The following is a 25,860-nucleotide window of genomic DNA, read 5'->3' as shown; positions in this document are numbered from 1 at the left end:
GCGCCCCTACTTCCCCGCCCCCTCAAACAACTTCCGCAAAAACACCGTCTCCACCTCGCGGCGCAGGTCGTTATTGTGCTTCTTCTGGAAGCCGTGACCTTCGTCGGCGAAGAGCACATACCAGGTCTCGTTGCCGCCGCTGCGCAGCTTCGCGACGACCTGATCGGACTCGGACTGCGGCACGCGCGGGTCGTTGGCACCCTGCATCACCAGCATCGGCTTGGTGATCTTGCCGATATTCGCCATCGGCGAGATCTTCGCGAACACCGCCTGCATCTTCGGATCGCGCTCGTCGCCATATTCGGCGCGGCGATTGTCGCGGCGATAGGCCTCGGTATTCTGCAGGAACGAGGTCCAGTCGCTGATGCCATAGCGCTCCACGCCGCCAACCAGCTTCGCCGAATAATGCGTCATGACCGCGAGGCTCATATAGCCGCCATAGGACTGGCCGTAGACCGCGACACGCTGCGCATCGAGGCCGGGCTGCGTGCCGATCCAGTCGATCAGCGCGCCGATGTCCTTCACCGAATCCTCGCGCTTCTCGGCATTGTCCAGGTTGAGGTAGCGCTTGCCATAGCCATCGCTTCCCCGAACATTCGGCAGGATCACGGTCGCCTTCAGCGTATCCGCGAAATATTGCGCGCCATAGTTCCAGATCGGCCGAGTCTGGGATTCCGGGCCGCCATGAATGTCTATGATCACCGGCGTGCGCACGTCAGCCGCCACACCCTTCGGCCGATAGACGAAGGCGGGCACGGAGAGGCCATCGAACGACTTGAAGCGGATCAGCTGCGGCTCGGCGAGATTGGCCGGGTCGAGCTCGCCCAGCTCGGACGTCGTCCAGCGCTTCAGCCCGCCCGCTGCCATGTCCCAGCTCCAGACGTCGCCGGCCGAGGTCGCGGAGGTGAGGCCGATCGCCAGCTTGCCGCCGTCGCGCGAGAATTTGAGGCCGGTCAGCACGCCCTTGGGCAGCTCGGGCTGCGGCAGCGCGCGGTGCGTCACACGATCCTGCACGACCACGCGCGAAAAGCCGTCCTCGTTGATCGCATAGGCCAGCAGCCGGCCGTCATCGCTGAGGTCGTAGGTCTCCACGTCCCAGGTGAGGCCGGGGGTCAGCACCGTCTGGGCACCGGTCGCGAGGTCGATCTCGACGAGCTGGCGCGTGTCGCTGCCACGATCCGAGATGGCGATGATCCGCTTGCCGTCGGGCAAGTAGCGCACGTCCTGATAGACCGCCATCTCCGCCTTGGGCGCGATGCGTGTCGCCTTGCCGCTCTTGAGATCGAGCTCGAAGAGCTGGTCTTCGCGATTGGAGAGGCCGCGCACGAAGATGAGCCGCGCCTTGTCCGCGGTGATGTCGGACGGGCTGATCGAGCCGTCCGACTGATAGATCGCCTTCGGCGCGCCGCCCGCCGCCATATCGAGCGAGAGTAGGCTGTAGGCAGCCGATCCCTTGGTCGCACGTGACCAGACCAGCATCGCGCCGTCGCTGCTGAACACGGGCGAGAGGTTGCGTGTGCCGGCCTCGGTGAGCTGCGTCGCCGTGCCGGTCAGTCCGCGCAGGTAGAGCTGGAACCACTCGTCGCCGCCATTGTCGCGGATCGCGAGGAAGCGACTCGTGCCCGGCACGACCAGCGCCCCGGCGATCGGCTCGGACCCGAACGTGATCTGCCGGCGCGCGGCGCCGGGCGCGGCGACATGATGCACCTGCTGCGTCGCGGCGAAGCGCGTCGTGATCAGCATTGACCCGTCGGGCAGCCAGCCCTCGAAATCGGCCGAGCGGCTGTTCTGATAACGCTGCACCGCCTCGCTCACCTCGGCCGGGATCGCCGGCACGTTCTGCAAGGTGGCTGTGCCGATCTGCCGGGTGGCGACGGTCTGGGCGGCGGTCTGGGCAGCGAGGGGAGCGCACAGCGCGGCGGCAAGTGTCGATGAGACGAGGAGAATTTTCAGCATGATGCTTGTTTGCCGAGCCGGGGTGGCCGGCGTCAAGGTCTAGCCTCTAGCCCTCTCCCGCTTTCGCGGGAGAGGGCTAGTGACCTAACCTGCCGTCCAACCCCCATCGACACTAATATTCGTCCCCGTAATCTGCGCTGCCGCATCCGAGCACAGGAACATCGCGATCTCCGCGACCTGCTCGGCCGTCACGAACTGCTTGGTCGGCTGCCCGGCGAGCAGCACGTCATTAATCACCTGCTCCCGCGTCATGCCGCGCGCCTTCATCGTGTCGGGGATCTGGTTCTCGACCAGAGGCGTCCAGACATAGCCCGGCGAGATACAATTGGCGGTGACGCCGAAGGTCGCCAGCTCCAGCGCGATCGTCTTGGTGAAGCCGGCGAGGCCATGCTTGGCCGTCACATAGGCGGTCTTGAACGGCGAGGCGACGAGACTGTGCGCGGACGCGGTCTGGATGATCCGGCCCCATTTCTTCTTCTTCATATAAGGCACGGCGAGCCGCGTCGTATGGAAGGCGGAGTTGAGGTTGAGCGCGATGATGAGGTTCCACTTGTCGACCGGAAATTCCTCGACCGGCGCGACATGCTGCATGCCCGCATTGTTGATGAGGATATCGACGCCACCGAACGTCGCGGCGGCTTCCGCCATCATCGCCTCGATCTGATCGACCTTGGTCAGATCATGCCCCGAATAGATCGTCTTGCCGCCGCTCGCGGCTTCCAGCGCCTGACGCTCGGTCTCGATCGCCACGGCATCACCAAAACCGTTGATGACCAGATTCACGCCCTGCGCCGCCAGCGCCTTGGCATAAGCCAGCCCGATGCCCGAGGTGGAGCCCGTCACCAACGCGGTCTTGCCTGTCAAACTCATGCCTGCTTCTCCTTGATCTGCCCGCCGGGCACGATGTCGAACGTCGCGCTCTTGCCGCTGACGATGTTTTGCGCAAGCAGCTGGTTGCCCCGCCCGATCACGGCCGAGACGGACTCGCGCCCCTGCCCCCAATGATCGAGCATCGTCGCACGCGAAAACTCGAAGTCGCGCGCGCCGCTTTCCCAGGCGCGGGTCCGGTAGATCAGATGGACGATGTTGACCGAGGACTCCTCGACCATCGCCGCCAACTCCATCGCCTCGGCCGTGGCGGCGAGATCGTCCGGCAGCTTGTCCAGCAGCGCGCGGATCGCATGATGCTCGCGCCGCTCGCGCAGATAGAGATCGGTCACCTGCCGCGTTCGGCTCGAATAGCGGATGTCTTTCTCGCGCGACCAGACTTCGGTCATCTCGCGCGGCAGCGGGCCTTCGGCGGGGAAGAGATCGACCTGGAAGATCAACAGGTCGCGGCTCTGATGATCGAGCACATGCGAGAGCGGCGTGTTGGAGACGAGGCCGCCGTCCCAATAATGCCGCCCGTCAATCTCCACCGGCGGCAGGCCCGGCGGCAGCGCGCCCGAGGCCATGACGTGCCGCGCGTCGATCCGCCCGCGCCATTTGGGGTCGTGATTGTCGAAATAGGCGAAATTGCCGTTCTCAATGTCGACCGCGCCGACCGAGAAGCGCGTCGGCCCGTAATTGACGCGCTCCCAGTCGACCAACTCGTCCAGTGTCGCGCGCAGCGGCGTCGTGTCATAATAGCCGAGCGCTGCCGGCGATCCGGCGGGTGCCAGCCAGCTGGGCAGCATGTTCGGCCGGAAGAAGCCCGGAATGCCCCAGAGTGTAACGGCGGACGCCGCCAGCAGATGCGCCGCCTCCCGAATATCGTGCTGGTCCGGCAGGCAATAATTGGGCAGGCCGCCGCTCACCGTGTTCCAGAACTGCGCGAGCCGCTCCGCCCAGAGCTCGGGCGGATTGCCGGCGATGAGCGCGGCGTTGATCGCGCCGATCGAAATCCCAGCGACCCAGTCGATCTCGATATCGAGCTCGGTCAGCCGCTCGATCACGCCCGCCTGATAGGAACCGAGCGCGCCGCCGCCCTGCAGGACCAGCGCGACCTCGTCCGGCAGCGGCATGGGCGCATTGCCCCTGCGCGCAGCTTTCGTCTGCTTGGGCATATCCATGGTGCGCTGCAATATCGCATTTGCGCGAGAGACGCCACTCCCGCACTTGTCGCAAATGGTCGCGAAGCCGCGCTGCCCCCGCCACCTTTCCCGGATCGAACACGGCCAGACGCCCCTTCCCATGCCGGGAACCAATGCTTAGGCTCCGCGTCCACGAGAGAGCGAAAAAGGACTAGCCCATGCGCCTCGACGACGAGCAGGAAAGCAGCAATTACGAGATCCAGCGCGGCGGCGGGGGCTTGCCCGGTTTCGGCGGCGGTGGCGGCGGCGGGATGATCGGCATGCTGCTGCCATTGATCGGCAGCAAATTCGGCTGCACCGGCGTCGTCATCGCGCTCGCGGTGCTCGCCTTCCTCAATTTCAGCGGCGGCGGCCTCATGACCGGCGGCTCGCCGGTCGCGCCGCCGGCCGAGCAGGGCCAGCCCGCCCCCGGCGCGCAGGGCGACCTGACCCAGGTGCAGAGCTTCTCTCTCAAGGTGCTGGGCACGACCGAGCGCGTCTGGGGCGAGGTTTTCCGCGAGCATGGCCAGCAATATCAGCCGACAGTACTTTCCTTCTATGCGCAGTCCGGCCGTTCCGGCTGCGGCGCGGCGCAATCGGCTATGGGCCCGTTCTACTGCCCGCTCGACAAGAAGATCTACCTCGACACCGACTTCTTCAACGAGCTGCGCCAGCGCTTCGGCGCGCCCGGCGACTTCGCCCAGGCCTATGTGATCGCGCACGAGGTCGGCCATCACATCCAGAATCTGGAAGGCACGCTGGGTCAGGTGAACCAGGCGCAGCGTTCGGCCGGTACGGCGGAGGCCAATGCGATGCAGGTGAAGGTCGAGCTGCAGGCGGATTGCTATGCCGGCGTCTGGGGCAAGCGCACCGGCCTCATGGAAGCAGGCGACATGGAGGAAGGGCTGAAGGCGGCCGAGGCGATCGGCGACGACACGCTCCAGCGCCAGGCGGGCCAGCGGCCGATGCCGGACAGCTTCACCCATGGCTCCAACGAGCAGCGCATGGCCTGGCTGCGGCGCGGGCTGCAGACCGGCGACCCGGCTTCCTGCGATACCTTCGCGCAGGGGCGCTGAGCCAAGGGCGAGTCGCGCGACGATCCGGCGCCCCAATTCTGACATCGTTGTCAATGCGCGATTCGCGCCCGGCACCCACAGTCCTTGCACGCCCTTTTTAGGGTGACGCTACGTCAAGGCTGGGCGTTTTGTGGCAGAAACGTCGCAATGCGAGCAAAATTCTACCTTGTTCGGTGAACGTCCGGGCGCAGGCACGATGCGTTCGCGCTCGCGAGAGAAAATCGATCCCAGCTGCTCAATTTGCATGCAAAAATGCGCATAGATATTTTTATCTCTTATTTTCAATAAGATAAGTCATGCATGTCATTTTTGCATGGCAAAATATCATTTTCGCACTTGCAGCAAAATAAGGCTGTGCTATTTAGAAACTGCCTTTCAGGCATCCTCTCCTAAGACTCAAAGGGCTGACCTCTCCGAGGTCGGCCCTTTTTTTTCGTCCCAAATTGCATTAGCAGGTCGCGTCCCGCACGCATTTACAAGAATTATCGGAGAGGAAGCCGCCGGAAAGACCGGCAAGCGTCGCGCGACATGCGGAGGATCGAGCGCCCGAGGGCTGCTCTCCTCCGCATTCGTTTTTGTGCTTCAGAAATTCGTCGCCCGGCTTGCAGGAGCGCAATCGGATTGCCCGAGTTTGCCCTGGAGCGCAGCACGTCAAATCGGAGCCGCCCCTCCCGTTCGGGCTGAGCCAAGTCGAAGCCTTCCTGCTGAGCGGAGGCGAAGCATGCCTCGACGTCGCGCAAGGCGAACGGGCCTGATCTGGAGCGCGATGCTCTAGCGGCTGAACTTCGCGACGCGCGGCAACTGCCGCAGATATTGCGGCAGCGCGGCGCTGTTGCCGCTGACCGGCTTGCGCGCCGCCTGCGGATCGATTTGCTGATCGAAGGCGAAGCCGATGCGATCACCGCGCACCCAGGTCACACGTCCCGAAACCTCGCCGACGCCGCGCAGATCGACGACCAGCCGGTCGCCGTCGCGAAAGCTGCTTTCGCAATCTGCCATCAGCCCGGTCTCGGAGAGATTGCGCACGCGCGCCTTTCCGAGCGGACGCCCGGACTCATCGGAAATCGTGGTCAGCAGGAACAGACTGTCTCGTTTGGCGCCGCGCTTCGCGGCGCCGTCGGAGGGGTCGTCGTGCAGGACCGGCGTGGGATCGGATTCTGCCATGCGTCATCGCATGCCATGGCTTTGGTAGAGAAATGTTTAACGGCGCGCCGAGCCGTTGAGACGTGGACGCGTTCCCCTTGTCGTCATCCCAGCGGAGTCGAACACGGGCGAAGCCCAACCTGAAATCTCCTCCGGCAGCAGCGCCACATCGCCCGAGACCCCGGCTTTCGCTGGGGCGACTTGGAATAGTGGGGGAGGGAAGCGCACGGTGCCGCCATTTGCAGCCCGGCATGCGCCAAATGGCTCAGTCGTCGCGGGAGACCTTTTCCTGCCGCTCATGCCGCTCCTGCGCCTCGACGGTCATCGTGGCGATCGGGCGGGCCTCCAGGCGACCCAGCGAGATCGGCTCGCCGGTAACTTCGCAATAGCCATATTCGCCATCGTCGATGCGGCGCAGGGCCGAGTCGATCTTGGAGATGAGCTTGCGCTGGCGGTCGCGGGTGCGCAGTTCGATCGACCAGTCGGTCTCGCTCGAGGCGCGATCGTTGAGATCCGGCTCGCGCAACGGCTCGCTTTGCAGCGTCGCCAGCGTGCCTTCCGCTTCCGCGAGAATCTGCTTCTTCCAGTCGAGCAGCCGGCGCCGGAAATATTCCAGCTGCAGCGGCCCCATGAATTCCTCGTCGGCGGACGGGCGATAGCCTTCCGGCAACTCTATGCCTGAGCGTTTCGAACCGGACCCGTTCTTCTCCGGCGAACCTGCAAGGGAGGCCATCAACTTCTCCGCATTCTTCAAGCGCACCCTGTGTCGGGTGTCTCTGGCGCGGGCCTATAAAGCGCTGCCAACTATCGGACAAGCTTTGTTTCCTCTGCCTTGAACCATTGCTGAACATCGGCCCGAGTCCCGACCTCGGAATGTCGATCAAAGTAAATAAATTAACCATCCCGATTAAGACTTCGTCCCTATGGGAAACATTAACTGTATATATTTGTAAATTCGATGGTTAAATTCAGACAACACATGTGAAAACGAAGTTAATCCTGTTGCAGTTAACGTTTTATTTTGCGTTGTAAGCAATAGCGATCACAGGCTGCCGGGGACTTCAGCCACGATCATAGTGTCGGAAGAGTGGGCAAACATGTCTGTAAGAATGGCCTTGGCAAAACTTTGCGCTTGCGCATGCGGCGGCGCGATCATTGGCGGTGGAGCGCTCCAGCTCGCCGATCAATCGCGCCCCCCTGTGGTCAATCAGGTCAAGCGCCAGCCGATCAAGATGGTCAAGACGGCCCACCGCAAGCCGGTGAAGACGACCCGCAAGGTCGTGAAGACCGTGACGACCAAGACGGCGCCGACCGTCGTCACCGTGCGCACGCAGGCAGCGCCGATCCCGATCGAGCGCCCGATGGGTGAGATGCCCAGCATGTCCGGCGGCAGCGGCGGCCCGATCCTCGTTGCCGGCGGCAGCGGCGGCTGGGGCGGCGGCGGCGGCTTCTTCGGCGGATTCTTCGGCGGTGGCGGCAGCGGCGGCGGCACGGTCGTCGTCTCCTCGACCAGCACCGGCGGCTCCACCTCGACCAGCGGCGGCTCGACCTCGACCGGCGGCAGTTCGACCTCGACGGGCGGCAGCTCCACTTCGACCAGTGGCGGCTCCACCTCCACGAGCGGCGGCTCCACCAGCACCTCGACCGGCGGCATCAGCTCGACATCGACCTCGTCGACGGGCGGCTCGTCCACCTCGTCGTCTTCGTCCTCCTCGTCGAGCAGCAGCTCCTCGTCGAGCTCCAGCTCGTCTTCCAGCGGCGGTTCCACGGGCGGCAAGCCGCACAAGCCGCCGCATCACAGCAGCAGCGGGTCTTCGGGTTCCAGCGGGTCGTCGGGCTCCTCTGGCTCCAGCGGTTCGTCCGGTTCCTCGGGATCGTCGAGCTCCTCGTCGAGCAGTTCCTCCTCATCGAGCTCGTCCAGCAGCTCGTCGTCGGGCTCCTCGGGTTCGAGCGGTTCGACGGGATCGACCGGCTCCACGGGGTCGAGCGGCTCCTCATCGACGTCCAGCTCGACCTCTTCCTCGACGTCCAGCTCGACATCGTCCTCGACCAGCTCTTCGACCAGCAGCGGCTCGTCCGGCTCCAGCGGCTGCAGCACCAGCGGCTGCACCGACGTTCCGGCCCCGCCCGTCATGCTGCTGTTCGGTGGTGCCGCGGCTGCGGTCTTCGCCGGCCGCCAGTGGATGATCCGCCGCCGTCGCGAAGACGAGACGCAGGACGACGATCAGAACAAGGCAGCCTGATTCCGCGGGGGATCGGCGCTACAAAGTGTGGGAGGCGCGGGGCGTCCGGAAACGGGCGCCCCGCCTGCTTATGCGGGCGCGGTCCCATCGCCTCTTTCGACGCCATCCCCAGCGCGCGCCCTCTTTCGTCATCCCAGCGGAGTCGAAGACGGGCGAAGCCCAACCTGGGATCTCTTCCGATGGCAGCGTACCGTCGCCCGAGACTCCGGCGTCGGCTGGGGTGACGAACATGTGCGCAGCCTCCACAAATCCCCCAACATCCCCCGTCCCGCACCTGCGCGCTTGATCGCGTCCCGGCGCCGGGGCATAGGCACCGCCATGCACGACATCCGCCTCATTCGCGACAATCCGGCCGGCTTCGATGCCGGTCTCGCCCGCCGCGGCCTGGAGCCGCTGAGCGCCGACATTGCTGCGCAGGATGCGCAGTGGCGCTCGGTCGCGACGGAGCTTCAGGAAGGCCTTGCCCGCCGCAACGAAGCGAGCAAGGCGATCGGCGCGGCCATGGGCAAGGGCGACACGGCCACAGCCGAAGCGCTGAAGGCCGAAGTCGCGGCGCTCAAGACCCGCATGCCGGAGCTTGAGGCACAGGAAAAGGCGCTGGCCGAGGCCGTGCAGACCCGCCTCGCTGCCATTCCCAATCTCCCCGCCGCCGACGTGCCCGAGGGGCCGGACGAGACCGCCAATGTCGAGGAGCATCGCTGGGGCACGCCGCGCCGGTTCAATTTCGAGCCGCAGGACCATGCCGATTTCGGCCCGTCGCTCGGCCTCGATTTCGAGGCCGCCGCCGCCATGTCCGGCGCACGCTTCGCCGCCCTGCGCGGCCAGATGGCCCGCCTGCACCGCGCCCTCGCGCAGTTCATGCTGGACACGCAGAGCGGCTCGAACGGCTATACCGAGGTCAATCCGCCGCTGCTGGTGCGCGATGATGCGGTCTACGGCACCGGCCAGCTCCCCAAGTTCGCCGAAGACCTGTTCCGCACGACGACCGGCCACTGGCTGATCCCGACTGCCGAAGTTAGCCTTACCAATCTGGTTCGCGAACAGATATTGACCGAAGCCGATCTGCCGATCCGCTTCACTGCACTGACGCCCTGCTTCCGCTCGGAAGCCGGAGCAGCAGGACGCGATACGCGCGGCTATATCCGCCAGCATCAGTTCGAGAAGGTGGAGCTCGTCGCCATCTGCACGCCCGAGCAGGCGATCGACGAACACGCCCATATGGTACAATCCGCGCAAGGCATCCTGGAAGCGCTGGAATTGCCCTATCGCCGCGTGCTGCTCTGCTCGGGCGACATGGGCTTTTCCGCGACCAAGACCTTCGATCTCGAAGTCTGGTTGCCGAGCCAGGGCGTCTATCGCGAGATCAGTTCCATCTCGACCTGCGGCGAGTTCCAGGCCCGCCGCATGAACGCGCGCTACCGCCCCGAGGGCGAGAAGGGCACGCGCTTCGTCCACACGCTCAACGGCTCCGGCCTCGCCGTCGGCCGCACGCTCGTCGCCGTGCTGGAGAATTACCAGAATGAAGATGGCAGCGTGACCGTACCCGCGGTGCTTGTCCCCTATATGGGCGGCATCACGAAGCTGGCGCCCCAAGCATGAAGACCTCCCCTCCTCTTCAGAGGAAGGGTTAGGGGGTGGTGGCGATGCGCAGCATCGCTCGCGAAGCGATCATTCGCACCGTTGCAACACCACCCCAACCCCTCCTCTGAAGAGGAGGGGCTAGCTAGAAACGGAGACAGGCCCGATGCGCATCCTCCTCACCAATGACGACGGCATCCACGCGCCCGGCCTTGTCGTGCTGGAGAATATCGCGCGCGCTTTCTCGGACGATATCTGGATCGTCGCGCCCATGGAGGAACAGTCGGGCGCCGGGCACAGCCTTACCCTCGCCCGCCCGCTGCGCCTGCGCCAGCATGGCGAGAAGCATTACAGCGTCTCGGGCACGCCGACCGACGCGGTGATGATGGCGATCGGCCATCTCATGCGCGACCAGCGGCCGGATCTCATTCTCTCCGGCGTCAATCGCGGCGCCAATCTCGGCGAGGACGTGACCTATTCCGGCACCGTCTCCGCCGCGATGGAAGGCGCCATTTCCGGCGTGCGCTCGATCGCGCTGAGCCAGGTCTATGCACAGGAGGGCCTTGGCGACGCGATCCCGTTCGAGGCGGCCGAGCAGTGGGGCGCGCGCGTCGTCCGCGCCCTGCTCGATCACCCCGAAACCGCCAGGACGCTCATCAACGTCAATTTCCCGGCGCTCCCGGCCAGCGCCGTCAAGGGCATGAAGGTCGCGCGCCAGGGCTTCCACGACGTCTATCGCACAAGCATCGTGGGCGGCACCGACCCGCGCGGCTACGATTATTTCTGGTTCGGCCTCAACCACACCGACTCCGTGCCCGCCGACACCGATCTCGCCGCCGTGGCGGATGGCTATATCTCGATCACGCCATTGCACTTCGATCTGACGCATGATGCTTCACTGGCAGCGCTGGAGCAGGCGTTTCCGCAAGGGTGACCGCTTGACCCTCTCACGCGGGCCAGAGAGGGCTATTCGCGCAGGCGCCCGCAATCCCTCTGTCCTACAGCCTCAGCGCCATGTCATATGAGTCGCTTCCCCTCGGTACAGGCCCGGCACGATGCACCGACAGTACTTCGTCAAATCACAAAATCCTGACATAGCGAGATTATCTGACGAAATCGTCGCAACCTCTCACGCGCTTGGCCGAATTTTAAAATTCGTCCGACCCCCGAACTTTCCGAACCTTCGGAACATAATTGCGCGCGCGCGATCCTATTCTCGCCGCCGCTTGCCCGCCCCGTCCGCCGCTGGCACAAGCGCCTGATGTTCGAGCGTGACGATCCCCGCGCGCCGCCCCACGCCTTCCTCCGGCGCCGCTCGGCCCTGCCGATGTGGGCGGACCTCGCCTGGCGCGTCGCGCTCATCCTCGCGCTCGTCGCGGCCGTCCTCATCGTCCACTGGATCGAGCGCGAGGGCCTCAAGGACAATCTCGACGGGCATATCAGCTTCATCGATGTCCTCTATTTCACCACCGTCACCGTCACGACCGTCGGCTATGGCGACATCGTGCCGGTCAGCGATGCGACGCGGCTGTTCGAGACTTTCTTCGTCACGCCGATCCGCATCTTCGTCTGGCTCGTGTTCCTCGGCACGGCCTATCATTTCGTGTTCCGCAATGTTTGGCACAGGTGGCGTATGTCCCGCATCCAGAAGAGTTTGACCGGCCATGTCGTCGTCGCCGGCTTCGGCACGAGCGGCGCGGAAGCCGTCCGCGAGCTGATCGCGCGCGACATCGATCCGGCCAGGATCGTCGTGATCGAACGCAGCGAAGAGGCGCTCCAGCTGGCCGAGGCGCAAGGCTGCAACGTGCTGAAGGGCGACGCGACCCGCGACCAGACCCTCACCGACGTCCGCATCGCGCAGGCCTGCGCGATCATCGTCTCGGCCGGGCGGGACGATACCTCGATCCTCATCACCCTGACCGCCCGCCATCTCGCGCCGGGCGTGCCGATCAGCGTCGTCGTGCGCGCCAGCGACAATGAGGACCTGGCGCGGCAGGCCGGCGCCACCACCGTCATCAATCCCGCGAGCTTCGCCGGCCTGCTGCTCGCCGGCTCCTGCCAGGGCGAGCATCTGGCCGACTATATGGCCGATCTCGCGGCGACCGGCGGCCGCGTGAAGCTGCACGAGCGCCCGGTGATGCCGGCCGAGGTCGGCAAGCCGCTCAGCGCCATCGAGCCGGGCCTTGCCCTGCGCATTTACCGCGACGGGCGGCCGATCGGCTATTGGGAGGAGGGCGCCCGGGCGCTGCAACCGGGCGACGTCCTCATCGAGATCGTGCCGGGCAACGCCTGACGCAGCCCCTTTCCTTCGGCCCCATTCCGGGGCAGGCTGTGCGCAAGCCGGAACCGACGAACGGGTGCGGGACGGTCAGGAGAGGGAGATCGGCCTTGCGCCTTCATCGCATGTTCGGCGGGCTGACGCTCGCCCTGCTGGCAGCCTGCACATCTAGCAGCGACAAGGACCACAGCGGCGACTGGACCAGCTACGGCCGCGATGCCGCCGAGGCTCGCTCGAGCCCTCTGACCCAGATCACCCCGGCCAATGTGGCGCAACTCAAGCCCGCCTGGTTCGCCGACCTCTCGCACATCGCCACCCGCGCATTCGAAGCGACGCCGCTGGTGATTGACGGCGTCTTGTACGTCTCGACCGGCTGGAGCCACGCCCTCGCCTATGACGCGCGCACCGGCAAGGAGCTGTGGCACTATGACCCGAAGGTCGACAAGGCGATGGGCGGCAAGGGCTGCTGCGGCCCGGCCAGTCGAGGCCTTGCTTATGCGGACGGCCGCGTCTTCCTCGCCGCCTTCGATGGCCGCCTGATCGCGCTCGACGCGAAGACCGGCCAGCCCGCCTGGTCCGTCCAGACGCTCGATCCCTCCGGCGACCATACCGTCACCGGCGCGCCGCGCGCTTTCGGCGGGCTGGTGCTGATCGGCAATGGCGGCGCCGAGCTCGGCGTGCGCGGCTATGTCTCGGCCTATGACCAGAAGACCGGCAAGCTCGTCTGGCGCTTCTACACCGTCCCGCCCAAGCCCGGCACGAAGGACGGCGCGGCGTCGGACGCGGTCCTCGCCAAGGTTGCGGATGGCTGGTCTGGCGAGTGGTGGCGCCTCGGCGGCGGCGGCACCGTGTGGGACAGCATCGCCTATGACCCCGCGCTCGATCTCGTCTATATCGGCGTCGGCAATGGCGGCCCGTGGAGCCGCAAGCTGCGCAGCGACGGCAAGGGCGACAATCTCTTCCTCTCGTCCATCGTCGCGCTGAAGGCGAAGACGGGCGAGCATGTCTGGCACTTCCAGACCACGCCCGGCGACGAATGGGACTATACAGCCACCCAGTCAATCATCCTCGCCGATCTCGAGATCGACGGGAAACCGCGCAAGGTGCTGATGCAGGCGCCCAAGAATGGCTTCTTCTACATGCTCGATCGCGCGACCGGCCAGTTCCTCTCGGGCACGCCCTATGTGACCGTCACCTGGGCCAAGGGGCTCGACCCCAAGACCGGCCGGCCGATCGAAAATCCCGGCATCCGCTGGAGCGAGAACGGCCAGACGTCCAATCAGCAGCCCGGTGCGCTCGGTGGCCATAACTGGCACTCGATGAGCTACAGCGCGAAGACCGGCCTTGCCTATATTCCGGGCATCGAGGCGGGCTTCGGCTATGTCCCCGCCGGGCCGGACTACAAGCTCCAACCCAGCACGCCCAATATGGGCATCGACCCGATCGCGACCTCCCTGCCTGACGATCTCGCGATCATCGAAGGGGCCAAGAAGGCGCTGCATGGCGAGTTGATCGCCTGGGACCCGATCAAGCGCAAGGCCGCCTGGCGCGTGCGCCTGCCGGTCGCGTGGAACGGCGGCACGTTGGTGACGGACGGCGGTCTCGTCTTCCAGGGCACGGCGAAGGGCGATCTCGTCGCTTACGACGCGGCCAGCGGCAAGGCGCTCTGGTCGCACCCGCTAGGCGCCGGCATCGTCGCCGCGCCGATGACCTACAGCGTGGGCGGCGAGCAATATGTCGCGGTCACCGTCGGCTGGGGCGGCGGCATGCCGCAAGTCGTGGGCGGGCTCACCTCGGATGCCGCTGCGACCGGGATCAACCGGCTCGTCGTGCTGAAGCTGGGCGGCAAGACTACCCTCCCCGCCCCGCCCGTCCGCAACGCCGCGCTCGCGCCGCCACCCGCCACGGGCAGCGCCGCGACCGTCGACGCCGGACGGCAGATCTACGCGCGACGCTGCTATTTCTGCCATGGCTCGGCCGCTGTCAGCGGCGGCGAAGTGCCCGATCTGCGCTACAGCGCCAGCCTCTCGGACGCAGCACCATTCCGCGCAATCGTCCGCGAAGGCGCGCTCGCCATGAACGGCATGCCGAGCTTCCAAAAGGTGCTGAGCGACGCCGATGTCGAGGCGATCCGCGCCTACATCGTCCTGCGCGCCAATCAGGACAAGGCGGGTGTAGGGCAGTGAGGAAAGCTCAAAACTGTCCCAACGGTGCTCCTGCGAAGGCCGGAGCCCAGGGCGGCAAGACACCTCGATTGGGCCCTGGGCTCCTGCCTTCGCAGGAACACACTCATCATCAGACCAGCCAAGGCCTCGCGGGATCGGACCGAGGCAGATGCGCGCGGACGGCCTCCTCATTGACCTCGCAGCCCCAGCCGGGCCGCTCATCGAGGATCAGGCTGCTGTCCTCCAGCACCAGCGAGGCATCCACCAGATCGCCATGCCAGCGCACGTCGTCCGGCTCCATCTCCATGATGCGCAAATTGGGCGCGAGCGCCGCAAATGCCGCCGCCTGGCGGTCCCCCAGCCGCCCGTAGCAATTGTGGACGGCCACGTTGAACCCGAAGGCATCGGCCAGCGCCGCGATCCGCAGCGAGGAATAGACGCCGTTCCACATCGGATCGATCAGCACCATGTCGCAGGCCCGCGCTTCCAGCCAAGGCCGATACTGGACCAGCCCGTGCAGCGATTCGAGCGAGGCGACCGGCGTCACCAGACCGCCGCGCACATCGGCAAGTGCCGCCGGCACATCGGTGTCGATCTCCATCCAGGCGAGCCCGAGATGATCGAGCGCGCCGGCCACGCGCCGCATGCCCTCGCCACGCAGCGAGAAATTGAGGTCGAGCATGATCTCCATGTCCGGCCCCGCGCCATCGCGCAGCGCCTCGAGCTGTGTGATGACGCTGTTGAGCGGATAGCCCCGCCCTGCCCCCGCCAGATCGAGATCGGGCGTCGCGCGGATGCCGGTATTGGCCATCGTCCCGCCCTTGGGGCCGAAGATCACCGGATTGGTCTTGAGCGCCTTGAAGCCCTTGGCGCGGATCTCTTCGCCCAGCGCCTTATAGTCGTCCAGCCCACGCACCGGCGGCGAACCCGCATCCCGCTCGAACGCATCGGGGATCGTCGCGCGGAACAGCCCGGCATGCGACCAGTAGACCGGGATGCGCTCGCGCACCGGCCCGCCCAGCAGCCGCCACGCCGGCACGCCCGCCGCCTTGGCCGCGACGTCGATACAGGCATTCTCGACCGCGGCGACGGCCTGACAGCCGACCCCGCCCGGCGCGAGCTTCAAGGTCGCGTGCAGCACGGCGGCGATGGATGCGAAAGCGCGCGGATCGCGGCCGACCGCCGCTACCGAGACCGCCTGAAGCACAGGCGTCAGGCCCGGATTCCAGACCGTCTCGTTGAACTCCGACCAGCCGGTCAGCCCTTCATCCGTGGAGAGCTTGAGGTAGGAGATCGTCCGCCAGCCGCCATCGGCATGCAGAAGCTCGATCCTGGTTATGCGCATGACTGTCTCCCTCTCCTTCCCCCAACTTTCGCTGGGATGACGCCGGACGGCAAGTTGCGACCGGCGCGCCTTTCACATTGCCTCTGTCCTACAGCCAATCGCGCAGGCATCGTCGCGGCATGATCGGTTCAAGCCTCTTCCCGTCACTCTCCGTGCCCGGAAAACCGGCCAACCGCCGCGGCTGCAGCCTGATCCTGCATCCAACCAAACATGCGCGACAGTGTGACCCTGGTGTAACCTTTGGCAGTTCTACGTCCCTCCTCAACCTGTCCCGCATCCGCCATCTGGCGTTTTCGCCGCAACGCTCCTATATGCGCGCGCAATCATGGCATTGAAGATTCCCGACGCCCCGAAGGTGGGCATGGTGTCGCTCGGCTGCCCGAAGGCGCTGGTCGATTCCGAACGTATCCTGACCAAGCTCAGGAGCGATGGCTATGCGCTGTCTCCGGACTATGAAGGCGCGGACGTCGTGCTGGTCAACACCTGCGGCTTCCTCGATAGCGCCAAGGAGGAAAGCCTCGAAGCCATCGGCGAGGCGATCGCCGAAAATGGCCGCGTCATCGTCACCGGCTGCATGGGCAATGAGGCCGAGCTGATCCGCGCCCGCTTCCCGCAGGTGCTCGCCGTCACCGGCGCGCATCAATATGAAGACGTGGTCCACGCCGTGCACGAGGCCGCGCCGCCCGTGCCCAATGCCTTTGTCGATCTCGTGCCGGAGGGCGGGCTCAAGCTGACGCCGCGCCATTATGGCTATGTGAAGATCAGCGAAGGCTGCAACCACAGCTGCTCCTTCTGCATCATTCCCTCATTGCGCGGGAAGCTTGCCAGCCGTCGCATCGACGCCGTGCTGCGCGAGGCGGAAAAGCTGGTCGCCGCCGGCACCAAGGAGCTGCTCATCATCAGCCAGGACACGTCGGCCTATGGCGTCGATGTGCGGCATGAGGAGCGCGTCTGGAAAGGCGAAACGATCCGCACGCATATGACGGATCTGGCGCGCGCGCTCGGCGGCCTGCGCACGCCGCAGGGCGAGACGCCGTGGGTGCGCCTGCATTATGTCTATCCCTATCCGCATGTCGATCAGGTCATCCCGCTGATGGCCGACGGGCTGCTGACGCCTTATCTCGACATCCCCTTCCAGCATGCCGCGCCGAATGTGCTGCGCAGCATGAAGCGCCCGGCCAACGAGGCCAAGGTGCTGGAAAGATTGGCAAGCTGGCGCAGCATTTGCCCGGACATCACGATCCGCTCGTCGTTCGTCGTCGGCTTCCCCGGCGAGACCGAGGCCGACTTCCAGTATCTGCTCGACTGGCTGGACGAAGCCCAGCTGGACCGCGTCGGCGCCTTCCGCTTCGAGCCGGTCGAAGGCGCGCAGGCCAATGACCTGCCCAACCCGGTGGCCCCTGAGGTGACGGAAGAGCGCTTCCAGCGGATCATGCAGAAATGCGCCGAGATCAGCGCCGCAAAGCTTGCTGCGAAGATCGGCCGGACCATGCCCGTCATCATCGACGAGGTCGGCGATCCGGACGAGGACGGCAGCGTCGGCGCGACCGCGCGCTCACAGGCCGACGCGCCCGAGATCGACGGCAATGTCTTCCTGCGCGACATCGATCCCGCGCTCGCGCCGGGCGCGATCATCGAAGCGGTGATCGAGGACGCGGACGAGCACGACCTGTTCGGCGTGCCGGCCTAGCCGCCGAACGCTCCCGCATAGGGCGGTTTCACCGCCTTGCGGATGGCCGAGTCAACTGGCAGGTCGATCTCGTAAATGCCCTCGGCATAAGGACCGGCCTCATGGGGCATGATGACGATGCGCAACGTATCGAGCGCCTTGCCCCTGAGCGAGACCGGCAGGATGGTCTGCTTCGCGATGTCGACGCATTGGACGAAATCGGGCAGCTCGTCCGGATCGTCCGCTTTCACTGGCGCGCCCCGGCGCTCACCGCGCTCCTCGTCCAGCGCCTCGCAGAAGCGGTCCTTGATGCCCGCCGTCAGCGCCGGCAGGTCGAAGATCGCGCCGGTCGCGAGCCGCTGCTTCTTCGCCTTGTCCCAGAACAGCGCCGTGACGATGGGCATGCCGTGCGCGCCGCCGGTGTAGCTGTATCCGTCGCTCTGCATGACAAGCAGGCTCGGCAGGTCCGCGGCGACATGCCAGTCCTCCGAATAGCTGTAGCCGTTGAAGACATAATCGTCCTTCTTGGCGCTCGCCTGTTCGTTGCGCCCGCCATCGACGGTCTTCTTCTTGAGGCTCTCCGCGTTGCCGGCGAGCCAGCCGTCCAGCTCCGGGATCGCGGCAGCCTGCGTGGGCCAGCTATAGCGGAACTCGATCTTGTCCTCTTCGTAGCTCACCACCTTGTTGCCCGCGGGCGCTCCGGTCGCTTCCGGCACGGGCGTCGCCATGTTCGCGACATTGGCGGCTGGCGCAACCGCATTCGGCGCGTCGGGCGCCTTGTCCGCCCCGCCTCCGCAGGCAGAGAGCAACAGCGTGGCGGACAGGCTGAGGCCGGCAACGGACAAAAGGCGCATGGTCTGTCTCCTCTCCACGCAGAACACCGCACCTTAGCGCATGCGCACCGGCTTGCCGAGCCGGGAACGGAGGACTAAGCCCGGTCGCATGACGGACCCAGCCGATCTCGTGCGCCCGGATGCGGGCCAAAGCGCCCATTCCATCCATCTCGTCGACGCAGCCGGCTATGACGACTGGCTCACCACCCAGCCCGAGCGCCACCGCGCCGCACTCGCCGCGCAAGGCTTCAAGCCGAGCGCGTCGGCCCATGCCATCCTTCCGGGCGAGAAGCCAGAGGACTGGGCGGTGCTGGCCGGCGTCGCCAAGGCGGACGCGCTCACCAACTGGTGCCTCGCGCGGCTGGCTGAGACCTTGCCCGAGGGCAGCTATCGCCTCGCGAACGGCGAGCCCGGCGCCGCCATCCTGGGCTGGATGACCGCGCAGTATCGCTTCGAGCGGTACAAGGAGAAGAAGAGCGAGAAAGGTCCGCGCATCCTTCTCACCAGCCAGCCTGGGGCGATCGACGGCGCGGCCGCGGTGGCCCGCGCGACGGCGCTGGTGCGCGACATGGTCAATGTGCCGACCGCCGATATGGGGCCGGACCAGATCGAGGCGCTTGCGAAGCAGAGCGCCGAGCGTCACGAGGCGGCAATGACGGTGACGCGCGGCGACGCGCTGGAAACCGGCTATCCAATGATCCACGCCGTGGGCCGCGCAGCCGACCGCGCCAATCAGCCGCGCCTGATCGAACTACTCTGGGGCCGTGAGGACAATCCGCGCATCGCCATCGTGGGCAAGGGCATCACCTTCGACACGGGCGGGCTCGACATCAAGCCGGGTTCGGCCATGCGCCTCATGAAGAAGGACATGGGCGGCTCGGCGCATGCGCTGGCGCTGGCCGATCTCGTGATGGGAGCCAACCTGCCGGTGCGGCTGCACCTGCTGCTGCCGGTCGCCGAGAATGCGATCAGCGGCAATGCCTTCCGCCCCGGCGACGTGCTGCGCAGCCGCAAGGGCCTGACCGTCGAGATCGGCAATACCGATGCGGAAGGCCGGCTGGTGCTGGGCGACGCGCTGACCAAGGCGGGCGAGGATGCGCCGGAGCTCATCATCGACTTCGCGACGCTGACCGGCGCCGCGCGCGTGGCGCTCGGCCCCGATCTGCCGGCCATGTTCACCAATGACGAGGCACTGGCGGCCGACCTGCTCGCCAGCGGCGTCCAGGTCGACGACCAGATGTGGCGCCTGCCGCTCTGGGAGCCTTATAACGACCTCTTCAAGAGCGACATCGCCGATCTCTCGAACAGCGGCGAGAGCGCCTATGCCGGGTCGATCACGGCCGCTCTGTTCCTCCAGCGCTTCGTCCCGAACAAGACGCCCTGGGCGCATTTCGATACCTTCGCCTGGCGCCCGACCGCCAAGCCCGGCCGCGCCAAGGGCGGCGAGGCCTATGGACTGCGCGCGGCCTTTGCGATGCTGCAGGGACGCTATGGGCGCTAGGAAGATCATCCTAGCTGTCCTCATCGCAATCTCCAGCGCGCAGAGCGGTCTTGCCCAAACCCCACCACCTGCCCCTGCCGAGTCGGTCGAGACCAAAGACCGCTTGTCGCCGGATATAATGGAAGATCTCGTCCGCGCGCCAGTAACGCTGGCGAGCGACGGCAAGTTCGCACAGGCTAGGGCAGCACTCGAGCGACAACTTGAGGCGACAGATGATGGTCTCGCGCGTGCCGATTTGCTCACATCTTTCGGTGTAGAGCTTTACAATGCTCATCTCGCAATGGCTCACTTCGAAGATCAGGGGTCTCTTGCAAACGCCCTAGCCCAAGAATCCCTCGTTTATCTCCACCGCAGCATCGCGGGCTATGAGAAGGTCTTTGGTCGGCGTCACCCGCTGGTCGCGCTCGCGCTTCACAGTTATGCCGATGCGCTTGAAGAACTATCCAAAGAGCCTCCCCCTGAAGTCGTCGAGTATCTGAAACAAGCCTATCAGATACGGCTGGAAACGCTTGGGCCGAACAATGACGAGACCGTAGCAAACGGATTCTCGCTTCTGCGGCGTGGTGTACCGGCTGCATCGACAGACCCGAAAGAATTCGATGCTCTTCTGGCACGCGCCGCGCAGGATTTCGAAGTTGCCAAGGGGCCAAAGCGTTCAGAATTCCTTCCGCGCTTCCTCTCGGCCTATACAAGCGCGGCCGTGCGCTACCTCCTCGCAGGGCAACGCAAGGAAGCATTCCGGCTACGAATATTCGCACTCGAAAGCATCGCAGGACAGCTGGATGAGAGTCCGGAACTCTGTTTGTCCGTGGTAGTCGATAATAGCGAGTGGGCAGACGCCGCTCGCCAAGTTGGCTTGAGCGCCCGAGAGACCGAAACCAACCTCGATCCCATAACGGCGGCGCTGTTGTCGCAATGCGCCATCCCTTGACCTCTTAACCCCTTTTGGCGCAGGGGCCTTCGATGCACGGAACAGCGGCATCTCCCACCGCGCGCAGGCGCGTCACGCTGGACGGGGTTTCCCGCGGCTATGACGCGCGCGTGCGCGCGATCCGGGCGGACCTCGCCGACGTCGCGCTCGCCGACTACTATTTCGCCCCGCATTATGCGGCGCCGGTGCCGCGCCAGTGTATCGCAGCCTCGACCATGGTGCGCAGCGCGCCCGGCGCGGACGCGGGCGCGGTCAGCGAATTGCTGCATGGCGAGGCCTTCCACATGCTCGACGCGCGCAGCGGCTGGGCCTGGGGCTATTGCGGGCATGATCATTATGTCGGCTATGTGCCGATGGACGCGCTCGGCGAGCCGGGCAAGGCAAGCCATATCACGACCGTGCCGGCGCCGGTCTTCGCGGCGGCAGATTTCAAGGCTCCCGTCCTGGCGTTGCTGCCCGCCAATGCGCGCGTGAACGGCGAGATAGAGGGCGACTATCTCGCGACCGGTGAGGGCTTCATCCATCTGCGGCATGTCCGCGCGCTCGACACGGTCGAGAGCGACTGGGTGTCGGTCGCCGAGCGCGCGCTGGGCCGGCCCTATGTCTGGGCGGCACGCGGCGGTCTTGGCTATGATTGCTCGGGCCTGTTGCAGACGGCCTTTGCCGCCTGTGGGATTGCCGCGCCGCGCGACACCGATCAGCAGGCGCAGGAGGTCGGCGCACCGCTGCCCGACACGGCGGAACTCCGACGAGGCGACATGGTCTTCTTTCCCGGCCATGTCGGCTTCATGGTGGACGGCACGCGCCTGATCCACGCCACAGCCGACGCCATGGCCGTCACGATCGAGCCGCTTGCCGATGTTATCGCGCGGTTCCAGGACAGGCACGAGCAGCCGGTAACGGACCGGCGCAGGATTTAGAACAATGACCAAGATTTTCATCGATGGCGCGGCTGGCACGACAGGTATCCAGATCCGCGAGCGGCTCGACGGCCGGACCGAATTCGATCTCATCACGCTGGACGATGCCCAGCGCAAGGACGACGCCGCGCGCGCCGGGGCGATCAATGCCGCGGATATCGTACTGCTCTGCCTGCCGGACGAGGCGGCGAAGCAGTCGGTCGCGATGATCGCCAACGAGACGACGCGCGTCGTCGATGCCTCGACCGCGCATCGCGTGGCGCCGGGCTGGGTCTATGGCCTGCCGGAAATCTCGGGCCGCGAGACAGTCGCGCGGGCACGCTTCGTCAGCAATCCGGGCTGCTATTCGACCGGCTTCATCGCCTTGGTCGCGCCGCTGGTGCAGGCCGGGCTGATCCCGGTCGATGCGCGCCTCTCCTGCTATGCGGCGTCAGGCTATTCGGGCGGCGGCAAGTCGATGATCGCCGATTATGAGGGCGCGGCCGGCGCCCCGAGCGCGTTCGCGACCTACGGCCTGACGCTTGGCCACAAGCATGTGCCGGAGATGAAGGAGCGCTGCGGCCTTCTCCACCGGCCGATCTTCGCGCCCACGGTCGTCCCGGTCTATTCGGGCATGATCGTCGAGATCCCGCTTCACCTCGCCACCTTGCCCGTGGGCGCGGATGCCGCCCGGATGCGCACGGCGCTGGCCGACCATTATGCCGGATCGCCGATCATCTCCGTCCCTACGAGCTACGACGCGGCGACGCTGCCGATCGAGCTTCTGAAGGACAAGGACGTCATGCAGCTCTTCGTCTTTGGCGATAGGGGCGGCGAGCAGGTGCGTCTGGTCGCCGTGCTCGACAATCTCGGCAAGGGCGCGTCCGGCGCGGCGGTGCAGAACCTCAATCTGATGTCCGGGCTACCCGAGACGACAGGCCTGCGCCTCTGATCTCCAGCCGGTGACATTGCGATTTGGCGCGGAGACCTTATCTCTGCGCCAAACCCGCATTGTTGAAAGGACGATCCGATGAAGGCGACCGCGACGCTGGCCGGCGGCTGTTTCTGGTGTACCGAGGCTGTCTATCAGAGCCTCAACGGCGTGATCGGCATCGAGAGCGGCTATATTGGCGGCACCAAGGCCAATCCGACCTATGAGGAAGTCTGCACGGGCACGACGGGCCATGCCGAGGCCATCCGCATCACTTATGATCCGGAGGTGATCGGCTATGCCGACCTGCTCGACATCTTCTTCGCGACGCATGATCCGACGACGCTCAATCGCCAGGGCAACGACGTGGGCACGCAATATCGCTCCGCCATCTTCCCGCATGACGAGGAGCAGCGCGCCGAAGCCGTGACCGGCATCGAGCGGGCACAGGCCGACTGGTCCGACCCGATCGTCACGGCGATCGAGCCGCTGGGTGTCTGGTATCCGGCCGAGGATTATCACCAGCAATATTGGGACCGGGTCGGCACCCGCAATCCCTATTGCATGGCTGTCATCCCGCCCAAGCTGCAGAAGCTGCGCAAGGGCTTTGCCGACCGGCTGCGCGCCGACGCCTGATTTCGGCAGGTTTTCGTTGTTTCCGTGATTTCCGGGCCGGCAGGTGATCCACCTGCCGCGAAATCCCTCCAGCGGCCGCATCGTTCATTGCTCGGCCACATTTTCCTTCTAGCGTGCCGTCAAACTCGCCTGGAGGAGGCCGACCGATGAAGACCCTGACTGCCGTTGCGCTCTGCGCCGTCGTGTCGCTGACGCTGCCCGGCTGCGTTGCGCGCACGGCCTATAATGTCGTGCGTGCGCCGATCAACGCGACCTCCAAGGCGGTCGACTGGGCGACGACGAGCGGCGATGAGGCCGACCGAGCCCGGGGCCGCGTGCTTCGCAAGAAGTGCGCGGAGCGCTGGGATGACTATTACTGCACCGACGACTGACGCCGCCGGGCGCCTGTTCCCTCCCGTCAGTGGATGGCCGAGCGGCCCGACGCGGTAAGCGGGCGACGTTCGTCCGGCAGCGCCGCAAGCGCGGGCGCCGTCTCGCGCGCGGGCGACTGTGTGAGCGCCGTGCGCCACACGACCCGCTCGCGCACCGGGCTGGAACGCCGCATCGCCATGGCCGCCATCGCCGGAGCACAGAAGAACTGCACGCCAAGGCCTGCGAGACCAAGGAACGAGAGCAAAGCCATGCCCTCTCCGATCAGGGGGGCCGCCAGCAGGAGGCCGACCGCGAGGACCATGCAGGCCGATCCCGCGATCGTCTCCGCCATGGTCGAGGCGAAGGGTGATTCATCGGAGAGGCCAGCGAATTTCGGCGTGCGCCGCCAGGCGAGCGGACGCTTCGAGAGGCCGGCAATGCCCGCAACCAGCACGACATAGACGAGCGAGGCGCGGGCGATTTCGCCCCGGATCATGTCCTCGGTGTCGCGACAACCGGAGAGGCGATAACGATGCACGGTGCGCACGCACCAGGTCGCCGCGCCGATCAGCAGCAGCATGCCCGCGACAGGCGGCACCGTGATCGGCTTCATCGCGCCCGTCGCCAGGGCCGCGATCATCGAGGCGAGACCCATGACGCCTAGCGCGAGGCCGGCGAGCGTCTGCAACGGCGCAAGGCAGCGGACCACCTCCAGCAGCTTCGTCCAACCCGGCATGGCCGGCGCGAAGGGCGAAGGCAGGAACAGCCGCCAGTGGCGGCGCAGTTGCTGCACCGGGCCTGCCGTCCACCGGAAGCGCTGCTTCTTGTAGTCGTCGAACGTCTCGGGAATGAGCCCGCGCCCGAAGGTCTCGCCGAAATAATAGCCGCGATAGCCCGCCGCGCGGATGCGCACGGAGACTTCGCTGTCTTCGGTGAGGCACCATTCCGCCCAGCCGCCCGCCTTGCGCAGCGCCTCGGTGCGGATGAGGCACATGGTGCCGATCGTGAAGGCGCCACCATATTCGCTGACGCCCGGATAATCGACCTTGTTGCAGGGCATATATTCCCAGTAGCAGGCGGTCAGATAGCTGCTCGCCTGATAGGCGCGATAGTCGTGCGGCGTCTGGATGTAGCCGATCTCGGGATCCGCGAAATAAGGCAGCAGGCGCGACAGGAAATCGGGCCGCGCGTAATAGTCGGCATCGATCACGCCGATGATGTCCGCGTCGCTCGCCATTTGGCCGTCGAGCAGATAATTGAGCGCGCCGGCCTTCGCGCCCTCCAGCGGGGCGACATGGAAGAAGCGGAAGCATTCGCGGCCCATGCGCGCGTTGAGCGTGCGGCAATGCGCCTCGAGCGGGCGCCAGAGACGCTCGTCCTGCGTGTTGTTGTCGCAGACCAGCACTTCGAAATTGTCGTGATCGAGCGCGGCGAGGCGGTTCATCGTGCCCATCACGATCTCGGGCGGCTCGGCATAGCAGGGCAGCTGGAGCGACACCTTGAAGCGGCGGGCAGGCGCCGTGTTCGTCGCCGGCTCGAAGGGCTGGCGCCAGCGCTCGTGCGTCACCACGGCCTCGCGCGCGAAACCGGCGATCTGGGCGATGGCGAAAAGGGGAACGGAAAGAGCAAAGCCGGCGAGCGCCGCGATCTCGAGTGAACGGGGCAGCCCCGCTTCCTGCAGGAAAAGCCAGGTCCAGAGGCCCCCGATGAAGAAACCCGCCACCGCGCTCGTCATCCAGAGAATGCCCGGCATGCTCAGGCGATGGACAACATAGCGCGCCAGCGCCGCACCACAGAGACACAGCAGAAAGGCCGGGAGCGCAGGCACAAGCTCACCCGTCGTCAGCCAGGCCAGCAGCAGGGCGCCCGAGCATCCGCCGATCAGCTCCGCCCCTTCCTCCGACACCGGCCGCGCAGGGCGGTGTGGCGCGGCCAGCGCGCGCAATGTCAGCAAGGCGGACAGCAGTGCGAGAAACGCAATGAAAACGATGGATGGATCGAGGTCGACTCTCGAAAGGCCCAGCAATGCGACGTCCTTTATTCTTTTGGCTCCACGCGATCGTTTCGATTGCTGCGAAGCACAACCCGAAGAAAAAGCGCACTAGCGACGAGGCCCCGCTCACCAACAGGGGAGCGATGAAGCGTGCTCCTGCCGCCCCGTCCCGAGCACGCGGCTCAGGGCTGAAATCCTGCGGTTCCGCGAAGAGTTGCACCATCAAACGTGAAAAATGCCGCTATCCCGGCTAGTTGTGCGCTGCTTACGACCGGCGTCAC

The 25,860-nt window shown here is 65.8% G+C and carries 22 protein-coding genes; 12 read left to right on the top strand and 10 right to left on the bottom strand.

Annotated features, from left to right (window positions below):
- Positions 1 to 6: 6 nt before the first annotated feature.
- From KM135_RS16575 to KM135_RS16565, 3 genes are all read right to left on the bottom strand, one after another.
- Positions 7 to 1,956 carry a S9 family peptidase gene (locus KM135_RS16575; protein WP_221715147.1) on the bottom strand — a complete coding sequence of 650 codons (1,950 nt, stop codon included), beginning with the start codon at positions 1,954 to 1,956 and terminating at the stop codon, positions 7 to 9.
- Positions 1,957 to 2,040: 84 nt separating this feature from the next.
- Positions 2,041 to 2,826 (bottom strand): 3-hydroxybutyrate dehydrogenase, encoded by a 786-nt coding sequence (locus KM135_RS16570; protein WP_221715146.1) that lies wholly within the window; start codon positions 2,824 to 2,826, stop codon positions 2,041 to 2,043.
- Complete coding sequence (locus KM135_RS16565; protein WP_221715145.1) at positions 2,823 to 4,001, bottom strand: patatin-like phospholipase family protein; 1,179 nt, start codon at positions 3,999 to 4,001, stop codon at positions 2,823 to 2,825. Before KM135_RS16565 ends, KM135_RS16570 begins: the two co-directional genes overlap by 4 nt.
- Before the next feature lie 185 nt (positions 4,002 to 4,186).
- On the opposite strand from KM135_RS16565, the gene ypfJ reads away from it, so the two are divergent.
- On the top strand, positions 4,187 to 5,083 hold the full coding sequence (ypfJ, locus tag KM135_RS16560; protein ID WP_221715144.1) for a KPN_02809 family neutral zinc metallopeptidase: 897 nt from the start codon (positions 4,187 to 4,189) through the stop codon (positions 5,081 to 5,083).
- 771 nt (positions 5,084 to 5,854) lie between these two features.
- Here the strand turns inward: ypfJ and KM135_RS16555 are convergent.
- The 4 genes from KM135_RS16555 to KM135_RS19850 all read right to left on the bottom strand — a co-directional run bounded on the left by KM135_RS16555 (position 5,855) and on the right by KM135_RS19850 (position 8,360).
- A complete protein-coding gene (locus KM135_RS16555; protein ID WP_221715143.1) occupies positions 5,855 to 6,247 on the bottom strand; it encodes a PilZ domain-containing protein in 393 nt (130 codons plus the stop codon).
- A 244-nt stretch (positions 6,248 to 6,491) separates the two neighbouring features.
- Entirely contained in the window at positions 6,492 to 6,959 is a 468-nt protein-coding gene (dksA, locus tag KM135_RS16550) for an RNA polymerase-binding protein DksA (RefSeq protein ID WP_221715142.1), read from the bottom strand.
- A 474-nt stretch (positions 6,960 to 7,433) separates the two neighbouring features.
- A complete protein-coding gene (locus KM135_RS19855) occupies positions 7,434 to 7,994 on the bottom strand; it encodes a hypothetical protein (protein ID WP_246606240.1) in 561 nt (186 codons plus the stop codon).
- Between the two features lie 27 nt (positions 7,995 to 8,021).
- Complete coding sequence (locus tag KM135_RS19850; protein WP_246606239.1) at positions 8,022 to 8,360, bottom strand: hypothetical protein; 339 nt, start codon at positions 8,358 to 8,360, stop codon at positions 8,022 to 8,024.
- A 427-nt stretch (positions 8,361 to 8,787) separates the two neighbouring features.
- Here KM135_RS19850 and serS point away from each other — a divergent pair, with 427 nt between their 5' ends.
- The 4 genes from serS (at position 8,788) to KM135_RS16525 (ending at position 14,511) form a co-directional block, all read left to right on the top strand.
- The gene (serS, locus tag KM135_RS16540) at positions 8,788 to 10,068 is read left to right on the top strand and encodes a serine--tRNA ligase (protein WP_221715140.1); all 1,281 of its coding nucleotides are present in this window, start codon (positions 8,788 to 8,790) and stop codon (positions 10,066 to 10,068) included.
- A gap of 145 nt (positions 10,069 to 10,213) precedes the next feature.
- A complete protein-coding gene (gene surE / locus KM135_RS16535) occupies positions 10,214 to 10,981 on the top strand; it encodes a 5'/3'-nucleotidase SurE (protein ID WP_221715139.1) in 768 nt (255 codons plus the stop codon).
- 327 nt (positions 10,982 to 11,308) lie between these two features.
- Positions 11,309 to 12,340 carry a potassium channel family protein gene (locus KM135_RS16530; protein ID WP_221715138.1) on the top strand — a complete coding sequence of 344 codons (1,032 nt, stop codon included), beginning with the start codon at positions 11,309 to 11,311 and terminating at the stop codon, positions 12,338 to 12,340.
- Between the two features lie 95 nt (positions 12,341 to 12,435).
- A complete protein-coding gene (locus tag KM135_RS16525; protein ID WP_246606234.1) occupies positions 12,436 to 14,511 on the top strand; it encodes a PQQ-dependent dehydrogenase, methanol/ethanol family in 2,076 nt (691 codons plus the stop codon).
- A gap of 109 nt (positions 14,512 to 14,620) precedes the next feature.
- Here the strand turns inward: KM135_RS16525 and KM135_RS16520 are convergent, their stop codons facing one another.
- Positions 14,621 to 15,835, bottom strand: coding sequence for a mandelate racemase/muconate lactonizing enzyme family protein (locus KM135_RS16520; RefSeq protein ID WP_221715137.1), 1,215 nt, complete (start codon positions 15,833 to 15,835; stop codon positions 14,621 to 14,623).
- Between the two features lie 325 nt (positions 15,836 to 16,160).
- Between KM135_RS16520 and rimO the strand changes: the two genes are divergently transcribed.
- Positions 16,161 to 17,525, top strand: a complete 1,365-nt coding sequence (rimO, locus tag KM135_RS16515; RefSeq protein WP_221715136.1) for a 30S ribosomal protein S12 methylthiotransferase RimO — start codon at positions 16,161 to 16,163, stop codon at positions 17,523 to 17,525.
- Here rimO and KM135_RS16510 read toward each other — a convergent pair.
- Entirely contained in the window at positions 17,522 to 18,358 is an 837-nt protein-coding gene (locus KM135_RS16510; protein WP_221715135.1) for a DUF4163 domain-containing protein, read from the bottom strand. The two genes, rimO and KM135_RS16510, sit on opposite strands and share 4 nt — an antisense overlap.
- 88 nt (positions 18,359 to 18,446) lie before the next feature.
- On the opposite strand from KM135_RS16510, the gene KM135_RS16505 reads away from it, so the two are divergent.
- From KM135_RS16505 to KM135_RS16480, 6 genes are all read left to right on the top strand, one after another.
- Entirely contained in the window at positions 18,447 to 19,838 is a 1,392-nt protein-coding gene (locus KM135_RS16505) for a leucyl aminopeptidase family protein (RefSeq protein ID WP_221715134.1), read from the top strand.
- A gap of 118 nt (positions 19,839 to 19,956) precedes the next feature.
- Complete coding sequence (locus tag KM135_RS16500) at positions 19,957 to 20,769, top strand: tetratricopeptide repeat protein (protein ID WP_221715133.1); 813 nt, start codon at positions 19,957 to 19,959, stop codon at positions 20,767 to 20,769.
- 32 nt (positions 20,770 to 20,801) lie between these two features.
- A complete protein-coding gene (locus KM135_RS16495; RefSeq protein WP_221715132.1) occupies positions 20,802 to 21,689 on the top strand; it encodes a C40 family peptidase in 888 nt (295 codons plus the stop codon).
- A gap of 4 nt (positions 21,690 to 21,693) precedes the next feature.
- Positions 21,694 to 22,620 (top strand): N-acetyl-gamma-glutamyl-phosphate reductase, encoded by a 927-nt coding sequence (gene argC, locus KM135_RS16490; RefSeq protein ID WP_221715131.1) that lies wholly within the window; start codon positions 21,694 to 21,696, stop codon positions 22,618 to 22,620.
- A 78-nt stretch (positions 22,621 to 22,698) separates the two neighbouring features.
- A complete protein-coding gene (msrA, locus tag KM135_RS16485; RefSeq protein ID WP_221715130.1) occupies positions 22,699 to 23,235 on the top strand; it encodes a peptide-methionine (S)-S-oxide reductase MsrA in 537 nt (178 codons plus the stop codon).
- A gap of 146 nt (positions 23,236 to 23,381) precedes the next feature.
- Positions 23,382 to 23,606 (top strand): hypothetical protein, encoded by a 225-nt coding sequence (locus KM135_RS16480; protein ID WP_221715129.1) that lies wholly within the window; start codon positions 23,382 to 23,384, stop codon positions 23,604 to 23,606.
- Between the two features lie 26 nt (positions 23,607 to 23,632).
- Here the strand turns inward: KM135_RS16480 and KM135_RS16475 are convergent, their stop codons facing one another.
- A complete protein-coding gene (locus tag KM135_RS16475) occupies positions 23,633 to 25,540 on the bottom strand; it encodes a glycosyltransferase family 2 protein (protein WP_221715128.1) in 1,908 nt (635 codons plus the stop codon).
- Between the last annotated feature and the right edge of the window lie 320 nt (positions 25,541 to 25,860).

Source organism: Sphingobium xanthum (genome assembly GCF_019737615.1).
Classification (GTDB): Bacteria; Pseudomonadota; Alphaproteobacteria; order Sphingomonadales; family Sphingomonadaceae; genus Sphingobium; species Sphingobium xanthum.
The sequence above is the reverse complement of the archived record's forward strand: the minus strand, read 5'-3'. Positions and strand labels throughout refer to the sequence as shown.

Bases quoted from the DNA above. Each gene is read 5' to 3' on its own strand.
- KM135_RS16575 (WP_221715147.1), bottom strand. From the start codon at position 1,956: ATGCTGAAAATTCTCCTCGTCTCATCGACACTTGCCGCCGCGCTGTGC.
- KM135_RS16570 (WP_221715146.1), bottom strand. From the start codon at position 2,826: ATGAGTTTGACAGGCAAGACCGCGTTGGTGACGGGCTCCACCTCGGGC.
- KM135_RS16565 (WP_221715145.1), bottom strand. From the start codon at position 4,001: ATGCCCAAGCAGACGAAAGCTGCGCGCAGGGGCAATGCGCCCATGCCG.
- ypfJ (WP_221715144.1), top strand. From the start codon at position 4,187: ATGCGCCTCGACGACGAGCAGGAAAGCAGCAATTACGAGATCCAGCGC.
- KM135_RS16555 (WP_221715143.1), bottom strand. From the start codon at position 6,247: ATGGCAGAATCCGATCCCACGCCGGTCCTGCACGACGACCCCTCCGAC.
- dksA (WP_221715142.1), bottom strand. From the start codon at position 6,959: ATGGCCTCCCTTGCAGGTTCGCCGGAGAAGAACGGGTCCGGTTCGAAA.
- KM135_RS19850 (WP_246606239.1), bottom strand. From the start codon at position 8,360: ATGACGGGCGGGGCCGGAACGTCGGTGCAGCCGCTGGTGCTGCAGCCG.
- serS (WP_221715140.1), top strand. From the start codon at position 8,788: ATGCACGACATCCGCCTCATTCGCGACAATCCGGCCGGCTTCGATGCC.
- surE (WP_221715139.1), top strand. From the start codon at position 10,214: ATGCGCATCCTCCTCACCAATGACGACGGCATCCACGCGCCCGGCCTT.
- KM135_RS16530 (WP_221715138.1), top strand. From the start codon at position 11,309: ATGTTCGAGCGTGACGATCCCCGCGCGCCGCCCCACGCCTTCCTCCGG.
- KM135_RS16520 (WP_221715137.1), bottom strand. From the start codon at position 15,835: ATGCGCATAACCAGGATCGAGCTTCTGCATGCCGATGGCGGCTGGCGG.
- rimO (WP_221715136.1), top strand. From the start codon at position 16,161: ATGGCATTGAAGATTCCCGACGCCCCGAAGGTGGGCATGGTGTCGCTC.
- KM135_RS16510 (WP_221715135.1), bottom strand. From the start codon at position 18,358: ATGCGCCTTTTGTCCGTTGCCGGCCTCAGCCTGTCCGCCACGCTGTTG.
- KM135_RS16505 (WP_221715134.1), top strand. From the start codon at position 18,447: ATGACGGACCCAGCCGATCTCGTGCGCCCGGATGCGGGCCAAAGCGCC.
- KM135_RS16500 (WP_221715133.1), top strand. From the start codon at position 19,957: ATGGAAGATCTCGTCCGCGCGCCAGTAACGCTGGCGAGCGACGGCAAG.
- KM135_RS16495 (WP_221715132.1), top strand. From the start codon at position 20,802: ATGCACGGAACAGCGGCATCTCCCACCGCGCGCAGGCGCGTCACGCTG.
- argC (WP_221715131.1), top strand. From the start codon at position 21,694: ATGACCAAGATTTTCATCGATGGCGCGGCTGGCACGACAGGTATCCAG.
- msrA (WP_221715130.1), top strand. From the start codon at position 22,699: ATGAAGGCGACCGCGACGCTGGCCGGCGGCTGTTTCTGGTGTACCGAG.
- KM135_RS16480 (WP_221715129.1), top strand. From the start codon at position 23,382: ATGAAGACCCTGACTGCCGTTGCGCTCTGCGCCGTCGTGTCGCTGACG.